Annotated in this window: 7 protein-coding genes; all 7 read right to left on the minus strand. The window is 66.0% G+C overall.

All coding sequences use genetic code 11. The features are described from left to right. Positions 1-441: carboxyl transferase domain-containing protein (locus WAW85_RS14290; protein ID WP_422560261.1), on the minus strand; the 441-nt coding region annotated here is incomplete at its 3' end. Between the two features lie 37 nt (positions 442-478). After that, on the minus strand, positions 479-1,747 hold the full coding sequence (locus WAW85_RS14295; RefSeq protein ID WP_422560262.1) for a KasA/KasB family beta-ketoacyl-ACP synthase: 1,269 nt from the start codon (positions 1,745-1,747) through the stop codon (positions 479-481). Further along, on the minus strand, positions 1,744-2,049 hold the full coding sequence (acpM, locus tag WAW85_RS14300; RefSeq protein WP_422560263.1) for a meromycolate extension acyl carrier protein AcpM: 306 nt from the start codon (positions 2,047-2,049) through the stop codon (positions 1,744-1,746). The genes WAW85_RS14295 and acpM overlap by 4 nt, the downstream gene beginning before the upstream one ends. A gap of 139 nt (positions 2,050-2,188) precedes the next feature. Then, positions 2,189-3,100 carry an ACP S-malonyltransferase gene (locus WAW85_RS14305; RefSeq protein ID WP_422560264.1) on the minus strand — a complete coding sequence of 304 codons (912 nt, stop codon included), beginning with the start codon at positions 3,098-3,100 and terminating at the stop codon, positions 2,189-2,191. 206 nt (positions 3,101-3,306) lie between these two features. Next, positions 3,307-4,575 carry a PucR family transcriptional regulator gene (locus WAW85_RS14310; protein ID WP_422560265.1) on the minus strand — a complete coding sequence of 423 codons (1,269 nt, stop codon included), beginning with the start codon at positions 4,573-4,575 and terminating at the stop codon, positions 3,307-3,309. A 159-nt stretch (positions 4,576-4,734) separates the two neighbouring features. Further along, entirely contained in the window at positions 4,735-5,088 is a 354-nt protein-coding gene (locus WAW85_RS14315; protein WP_422560266.1) for a hypothetical protein, read from the minus strand. Between the two features lie 158 nt (positions 5,089-5,246). Next, positions 5,247-6,542 carry a protein kinase domain-containing protein gene (locus tag WAW85_RS14320; protein WP_422560267.1) on the minus strand — a complete coding sequence of 432 codons (1,296 nt, stop codon included), beginning with the start codon at positions 6,540-6,542 and terminating at the stop codon, positions 5,247-5,249. Positions 6,543-6,837 lie beyond the last annotated feature (295 nt).

Consider the following 6,837-nt stretch of genomic DNA (forward strand, 5'->3'; position numbering starts at 1 on the left):
AGTCAGTGCGGGACCGTAGGCGGCGCCGCCCGCCGCGAAGCCGACGACGATGGAAATCTGGGGGACCACACCGGAGGCGCGGACCATCGCTTCGAAGACGCAGCCGACGGCGTGGAGGGCTTCGACGCCCTCCGCGAGCCGGGCACCGCCCGAATGCCAAATCCCGACGACAGGCACGTGCTCTTCGATGGCGGTATCGATGGCGTCGACGATGTGTGCGCAACCCACCACGCCCATGGCGCCACCCATTACGGTGCCGTCGGTGCAGTAGGCCACGGTGCGCACACCGTTGATCAAGCCCGCAGCGGCCTGCACCCCCGATTTGTCTCGGGGGTGCAGGAGCGCCACAGTGCCCTCGTCGAAGAAGCTGGTCAGACGCAGCAACGGATCACGGGGGTCCGTTGCCTCCTCGTGGCCGGGAATGGGAGCCAGAGCAGTCATCGCGTTCTCCTCCTTGTCGAGGGCGTTCAGTTGTCGATCAGTAGCGTCCGATGGCGAGCGCTACGTTGTGACCGCCGAATCCGAAAGAGTTGCTGAGGGCGTAATCGATCTGCCCGTGGCGTGGTTGCCCGTGTACGACGTCGATGTCGCCGCACTCGGGGTCCAGGTTCTCCAGATTCAGGGTCGGGGGGATGATGCCTTCTTCGACCGACTTGATGGTCAGGACCGCTTCCAGGGCGCCGACGGCGCCGATCGAGTGGCCCAGCGCCGACTTCGGCGCGTAGATGGCAGCATGCTCACCCACGGCGGCGCGGATACCCGCTGCTTCTGCGGTGTCGCCGATTGGGGTCGACGTCGCGTGTGCATTGACGTGGGTGATGTCGGACTTGGCTAGACCAGCGGTCTGCATGGCGCGAGCCATAGCCCGCGTATTGCCCTGACCGCTAGGATCCGGAGCAACCAGGTGGAAGCCGTCCGAGGTGATACCGGCGCCCATGATGCGGGCATGGATGTGCGCGCCGCGTGCCAGGGCGTGGTCCTCGCGCTCGATTACCAGCATTGCCGCAGCTTCGCCGAAGACGAAGCCGTCGCGGTCGGTATCGAACGGACGCGAGGCGCCAGCCGGATCGTCGTTCCGGGTGCTCATCGCGCGCATCATCGAGAACGCGGCGATCGGAATTGCGTCAATGTGTCCCTCGACGCCGCCGGTGACGACGATATCGGCATCACCCATGACGATGTGTCGCCACGCATGAGCGATGGCTTCCGCGCCGGACGAACATGCCGAAACCGGAGTGATCACGCCGGCGCGAGCACCGACATTCAGACCGGCGACGGCGGCGGGGCCATTCGGCATGGCCATGGAGACCGCGAGCGGCGACACCTTGCGGTAATTGCCAGACTCTTCGATTGCCCTGACCGCGTCGACCATCGCGTCACCGCCACCCTGACCGGTACCGATCACGACGGCGAGACGCTCCGGGTCCACCTCGGGCTCGCCCGCGGCTGCCCAGAGGCGTTTGCTCATCACGTGGGAGACGCGTTCGACGTACGACATGCGTCGCGCCTCGATGCGGGTCACCTCGTTGGCCGGATCCTCGACCAACCGGCCGCCGATCCGGCAAGGGAGTTCTCCGAACCGGGTGACGAAATCGTCGGTCAGCTCGCGGATACCGGATTCACCGGCGACGAGCTTCTCCCAAGTGGAGTCGAGGTCGACACCCAGCGACGTGGTGGCGACCATCGAGGTCACCACTACGCTGGGGAACTCTCCACCGCGCGTGGAGAAGTCTCGTAGCTCGGTCATGCGTTCTTGGACGCCTCGATCTGGGCGGCGATGGCCGCAGCGGTCTCGGGGTTCTCGGCCTCGAGCTTCTGGACGTAAGCGACGGTGTCGCCAACGGTGCGCAGGCCAGCGAGGTCCTCGTCGGGCACCTTGACGCCGTACTTGTCCTCCACCTGGACAGCGATCTCCACCATCGACAGCGAGTCGATGTCGAGGTCATCGACAAACGACTTCTCCATGGTGACCTCGGAAGGCTCGATGCCGGTGACCTCTTCGATGATCTCGGCGATGCCGGAGACGAGTTGTTCCTGAGTTGCAGCCACGGGGCTCTCCTTAGTTAGTAGTTGCTGGCGTGCCAGCTTGCTGTCGTGCATTTCCGGATTGCGGAGAGGCTCACGGGGAGCCGTACGCATTGGACAAGCTGCGCGGGGCGCGGCTCTCCGGGGGTCGGGGTTACGACCGCTATCCAAGTCCTGGAAGGTCCTCCAGATCGCCGGGGACCTTGACGGCGCGCGCGGGCACGCCCTTGAGTTCGCGCTTGGCGATTCCGACGAGCGTGCCGCCCGGTGCGAGTTCGACGATGGCGTCGGTCTCACCGGCACGCAGGTCCGCGTTGCAGAGGTCCCAGCGCACCGGGCTGGTGACCTGATTGACGATCTTGGCGAGCGCGTCGGCGCCGCCGGTCACCGGCTGGCCATCTGAGTTCGACAGCAGGGTGAAGGTGGGATCGTTCGGGGTGATCTGGGCGGCGGCGGCCGCCACGGCCTCTTGTGCGGGCGCCATGAAGTGCGTGTGGAAGGCTCCGGCCACCGCGAGCTTGCGAATGCGGGCTTTCTCCGGGGCGTTGTCGACGAGTTTGTCGATATTCGGGGTGGCGCCAGCGGCGACGATCTGCCCGGCCGCATTGCGGTTGGCGGGGATCAGTTCGTACTCGTCGAGACGGGTGAGGACCTCGTTCTCATCGCCGCCGAGGACGGCGGCCATCGTCGTCGGCTCGATGGCGCATGCCTTGGCCATCTCGGCGCCGCGGATGGCGGCGAGGCGGACGGCCTCGTCGTCGGTGATGACACCGGCGATGGCGGCCGCGGCGAGTTCGCCGACTGAGTGTCCGGCTACGACTGTGTCGGCGGGTAATTCGCCGTACTTCTTCACGAGTTGTTCATGCGCGAGCAAGGCGGCGACGACGACGAGGGGCTGGGTCACCGCTGTATCGGTGATCTCCTCGGCGGAGGCGGTGGTGCCCAGACGGACCAGATCTAGTCCGGTCGCCTCCGACCACGCGGAGACACGGTCGGTGGCACCGGGCGCTGCCAACCATTCGGTCAGCATGCCGGGAGTCTGAGAGCCCTGTCCGGGCGCTAACAACGAAAGCACTTGATTAGCGAACACCGTGAAGGGGGTCGCGCGGGGTGTTGTGGGGTCCGAACCTTTTGGTCAGTTTTTGTAGGGTTCCTACAAATGGCCTGCGGGTGACCGTCGGTCGGTGCCCCCATCGTTGCCAGGTCGAGATCCGTTACCGAATCGTTGCCAAAACGCGCCTGCCTGCACAAACGGGGGACACGATCTGTTACCTACGTGGCTCACGGGGTTGGAGGGGGCGATTCTTGCCCGAATCGTGCGAGCCGACCGACCGTCGCCGCGACACGCAAGACGTAGGCGTCACGAGGGTTACTTGGATCACGTCCGGTGGCATCGGCGATCTTTTTGAGGCGGTACCGCACCGTATTGGGGTGAACGTACAACGATCGCGCGCACTGTTCGATTGAGCATCCGGCGTCCAGAAAGGCATCCAGAGTCTCCGACAAAGTGCCCGAAGCATCCTGAAGCGGGGTCACGAGAGAGTCGGTCATCGTGTGCACCGCGCTTCGGTCGCCGTTCAAAGCGCGCTCGGCGAGGAGTTCGGAACTGTAGGTGGGGCGCGGGGCGCCGGGCCAGCCGACGACGGCATCGATACCGGCGATGGCCTCGACGGCGCTCGCCGGTGCCGAGACGAGGTTGGGCATAGTCGGTCCGATGACCACTGGGCCGTCGGAGAAGTGTGCGAGGAGTTCGGTGAGGAACTTCTCGGTCGGCTGGATCGAGCCGCTGACGATCGCGACGAGTCGTCGACCCTGGACGACGGACAGGGCTGCGCGGTCGTAGCGTTTGGCGGTGTTGTGGATGGCCAGCGACACCGAGACGTTCTGCTCCGGCGGCGGGGAGCCAATGATCACCGTGGCCGGCGCGTCGGAGTCCCAGCTGAGGGCGGCCGCGCGCGACATCAGCTGTGGGCCGGTGTCGCCACGGACCACGCCGTCTACCACGAGGGCTTCCATGCGCGAGTCCCACGCGCCGCGGGATTCGGCGGCCGAGGCATAGATGGCGGCGGCGGCGAAGCCGATTTCGCGGCCGTAGCGCAGCACCGCCTCGGTCAGGGCGCGCAGCTGCGTCTCATTGCGCGCCAGCAGCGGCAGCCACTTCTCGAAGAACTCCATCGCTGCGCGGACCATCTCCACCGACTGCAGCAGGGAGATGCGGCTGGCCAGATCTTGGGGGACAACCTGGAACGCCTGCACCGAGAATTTGACGTTGCCCTCGGGGTCTTCGATCCACTCCACGAAGTTCACCACGGCGGTCTGGACCACGAGCTGCACACCCGCGCGCTGGCTGGCGTCGAGGTCGGCGAAGTACGGCAGCTGCTTGGACATCGAGGCGACCGCCTCGGTAGCCAGTCGTCCGCTGTACTGCTTCACCCGGCGCAGCAGAGTGTCGGGCAGGGCATCGTGCACCGATGACGAGGTGGGGATATGGGCGCCATCCTCACCGAATGCGTCGGTGATCGAAGCCGGAGTCAACGGGTCGTCGTGCACGGCTCCAACCTTAGTTCACCTGCGGTAAAGGCTGCTTCCCATCGCTGCCGTGGCGGACGACGACGCCGCACCCCAGTCCGCTGAACCTTCCGTATGCGTCGCGGATCCTGTCGGCGTCGGATCGATCCGTCGCGGATGTGGGTCGTCTCCCGACAAGGATCACGACGTCTGCCTGCGCCCCGACCCGATCCGCGACGTCTGCGTGGTACCGCCTGCGCTGTTTGACGCAGCGACGCAGCGTCTCGGATCGCGCCTCGGGCAGCTACGGAACCAGGGGATGAGTGCCGTCCCTACCCTGTCGTCGTGGTACCTCATCGTCAACCACGGGTCGTGGCCCTCGGCGCCGTCGGCGTGGACGGTGATGTTGTTCGGGTGCTGCAGGCCGGCGGCGGTGCGGGCGTCGCGGGCGGAGCGTTTGGTGAACTCGGCGGTGGCGCCTGCCCCGGTGGAGAGGACCATGAGCGTTTCGTAGCGTTCCAGCGTCGGGTGCTCGACGAGGTACACCTGGCCCATGCCGCCGCGACCGAGCAGGCGTACGACGGTGAGTCCAGCGAACGTCGACCCCGGTTGCAGACCCCGACAGTTCTCTCCTCGTTGCTCGGACGCAGTCGGTCCAGGCTAGTCGGCGAACTTGATGTCATCCGCATCTGGGACGGCGGTTTGTCGCCGAGTCAGAAGGCGCCGGCCATTGCTAGTGCGGTGACGACTGTCGCGGCAACCAAGAGGAGCAGCAGAACCCAGGTGCTGAACGTGATCAGTTTGGATCTGCCGGACTTACGTCGATAGACATGTTCGGGCGGTGGCGATTCGGCCTTCATTCGCGGAATACGGGTATCTGGCGGCTGGACCTCGGCGCTCTCGCGGCTGGCTCGACTGACACGCTCGCTGCTGGCCGACTGGCTCGTGGGCGGCTTTCGCCGCACGGTCTTCTCGGCAGCAGGTTCCGGGCGGGGGCGAGGGAGGCCGCCCGGGGCCGACCGTGGCTTCGGACGTGGAGTCGCGACGTCCGCTGCGCCGCTGCGACGTTGCCTACGTTGACTGATCGGATCGGGGGCCGCGTGCCGGGTTCGACTCACTAATCCGGAGTTGGTGTGGGTGCGCCCGGATACCTGCGCGGTGGGCGCATACAACTCGGCCGCGGATGGCGCCGGTGTTCCGATAACCGCGACCGCGGTGGCGAGTGCGGTGCAGGAGGCAAAGCGCTCAGTGGGCCGTTTGGCGAGCGCGCGGGCGAAAACGGAGTCAGCAGCTCTGAACTCGGGCCGGTGGGTGCTGATCGTGGGTGGCACCTTATCCAGATGTGCGCGCATGAGGGCGACGTGTGAGTCTGCTGGGAAGGGCGGGACACCGGTCAGCAGCTGGTACAGCGCGCAGGCTAAGGAGTACTGATCGGCGGCACCGGTGGGGAACTCGCCTTCGATAATTTCCGGTGCGCTGTAGGCGAGGGTGCCGATGAACATGTTGGTGCCCGTCAGACCTGTTGCGTTGGCCAGTTTGGCGATGCCGAAGTCCAAGACAGTGACGGTCGCGAGCTGACCATTGTGGTCGCGGGTGATGAAGATGTTCGCCGGTTTGATGTCGCGGTGGATGACGCCGCGGTGGTGGGCGTAGTCGAGCGCGGACGCGGCTTGTTTTGCGACTTCGGTGATCTCGGCGTCGGTGAGCTTCGCCTGGCTGAGATCCTCGCCGTCGAGGTAGCTCATAGTGAACCACGGGTCGTCGCCTTCGACGCCGTAGGCGTGGACGGTGATGATGCTCGGGTGCTGCAGGCCGGCGGCGGTGCGGGCTTCGCGGGCGAAGCGTTCGGTGAAGTCGGCGGCGGCGCCTGCTCCGGTGGAAAGGACCTTTAACGCTTCGAGGCGATGGAGCATGGGGTTCTCGACCAAATAGACCTGGCCCATGCCGCCATGGCCGAGTTGGCGAACCACTCGGTACCCGGCGAATGTCGACCCTGGTGACAGATCCATTCTTTGGCTTCCCCTCGATACGATGCGCAGTCCGTCCAGGCTAGCGGGTGATTTGGGAGTTATCGGCGAGTGGGCTGTGGTTTCGACACCGGCTCGTTCGTCGCCGGGCTAAACCACCAAGGGGCGGCTCCGGCCAATGGGTTCGGTTCCGCCCTATGGCGCATGTATAGGGCGGAACCGAGAGTGTGGGCTGGAGGCTTCGACAGGCTCAGCCGGCGGGGACGAGCTCAGCCGGCGGGGGTTAGGCCGAGTCGGGGTCGGCGGTGCTGACCGGGGCGGCGTGCACGTCGGTGAT

This window comes from Gordonia sp. (in: high G+C Gram-positive bacteria), assembly GCF_049299075.1.
In the GTDB taxonomy this organism is placed as follows: Bacteria; Actinomycetota; Actinomycetes; order Mycobacteriales; family Mycobacteriaceae; genus Gordonia.